At 56.7% G+C, this 1886-nt stretch carries 1 rRNA gene; it reads left to right on the top strand.

Annotated elements, in window-relative coordinates:
• Window positions 1–172: 172 nt before the first annotated feature.
• A 23S ribosomal RNA gene (locus ABQE44_RS25700) occupies window positions 173–1886 on the top strand; the annotation flags it as partial.

The following is a 1886-nucleotide window of genomic DNA, read 5'->3' as shown; positions in this document are numbered from 1 at the left end:
TCCCGTGTGGGAAACCGGAGATGAGGTTTGGTTGTCGCCCCATGTTTTGGTGGTGGGGTGTGGTGTTTGATTTGTGGATAGTGGTTGCGAGCATCGCGATGCAGACTCTTTGTGGGTGTGTGTCGTGGTAATGCAATTTGTTTCTTCCGAGAAATTTTTTTAGTTGTTTTGTGTGTAAGTGTTTAAGGGCGCATGGTGGATGCCTTGGCACTAGGAGCCGATGAAGGACGTGGGAGGCTGCGATATGCCTCGGGGAGTTGTCAACCGAGCGTGGATCCGAGGATGTCCGAATGGGGAAACCCGGCACGAGTGATGTCGTGTCACCAGGCGGTGAATGTATAGCTGTCTGGGGGGAACGCGGGGAAGTGAAACATCTCAGTACCCGTAGGAAGAGAAAACAAGTATGTGATTCCGTTAGTAGTGGCGAGCGAACGCGGATGAGGCTAAACCGTGTGTATGTGATACCCGGCGGGGGTTGTGCATGCGGTGTTGTGGGGCCTGTGTTTCTCCTTTCCGCCGAGGGGAGCAGCAGTGATAAAGCAGTGGGTTAGTCGAAGTGGCCTGGGATGGTCTGCCGTAGCGGGTGAGAGCCCCGTAGACGAAAATCTGCTGCCTGCTGATGCAGGTTTTCCCCGAGTAGCAGCGGGCCCGTGGAATCTGCTGTGAATCTGCCGGGACCACCCGGTAAGCCTGAATACTTCCTAGTGACCGATAGCGGATGAGTACCGTGAGGGAATGGTGAAAAGTACCCCGGGAGGGGAGTGAAAGAGTACCTGAAACCGTGTGCCTACAATCCGTCAGAGCCCTCACTTTGTGTGGGGTGATGGCGTGCCTTTTGAAGAATGAGCCTGCGAGTCACCGACATGTCGCGAGGTTAACCCGGGTGGGGTAGCCGCAGCGAAAGCGAGTCTGAATAGGGCGCATCCAACCTGTAGGGGTTGGTGTAGTGGTGTGTTGTGGACCCGAAGCGGAGTGATCTACCCATGGCCAGGGTGAAGCGCGGGTAAGACCGCGTGGAGGCCCGAACCCACTTAGGTTGAAGACTGAGGGGATGAGCTGTGGGTAGGGGTGAAAGGCCAATCAAACTCCGTGATAGCTGGTTCTCCCCGAAATGCATTTAGGTGCAGCGTCACATGTTTCTTGTTGGAGGTAGAGCTACTGGATGGCCGATGGGCCCTACTAGGTTACTGACGTCAGCCAAACTCCGAATGCCGACAAGTCGAAAGTGTGGCAGTGAGACGGCGGGGGATAAGCTCCGTGCGTCGAGAGGGAAACAGCCCAGATCGCCGGCTAAGGCCCCTAAGCGTGTGCTAAGTGGAAAAGGATGTGCAGTCGCGAAGACAACCAGGAGGTTGGCTTAGAAGCAGCCACCCTTGAAAGAGTGCGTAATAGCTCACTGGTCAAGTGATTGTGCGCCGATAATGTAGCGGGGCTCAAGCACACCGCCGAAGCCGCGGCAGCAGCATCCTTTTGGGGTGTTGTTGGGTAGGGGAGCGTCCTGCATCCGGTGAAGCCACGAAGTGATTCAGTGGTGGAGGGTGTGGGAGCGAGAATGCAGGCATGAGTAGCGATAAGGCAAGTGAGAACCTTGCCCGCCGGAAGACCAAGGGTTCCTGGGCCAGGCCAGTCCGCCCAGGGTGAGTCGGGACCTAAGGCGAGGCCGACAGGCGTAGTCGATGGACAACGGGTTGATATTCCCGTACCCGTGTATGAGCGTCCCTGACGAATCCATACTGCTAACCACCCAAAAGGTGGCCTATCAATCCCTTCGGGGAGCGAGGGTCACCGGCTGCGTGGGACCCGTGTGGGTAGTAGTCAAGCGATGGGGTGACGCAGGAAGGTAGCCGTACCAGTCAGTGGTAATACTGGGGCAAACCTGTAGGGAG

The sequence above is a fragment of the Mycolicibacterium sp. XJ2546 genome, assembly GCF_053483195.1.
The sequence above is the reverse complement of the archived record's forward strand: the minus strand, read 5'-3'. Positions and strand labels throughout refer to the sequence as shown.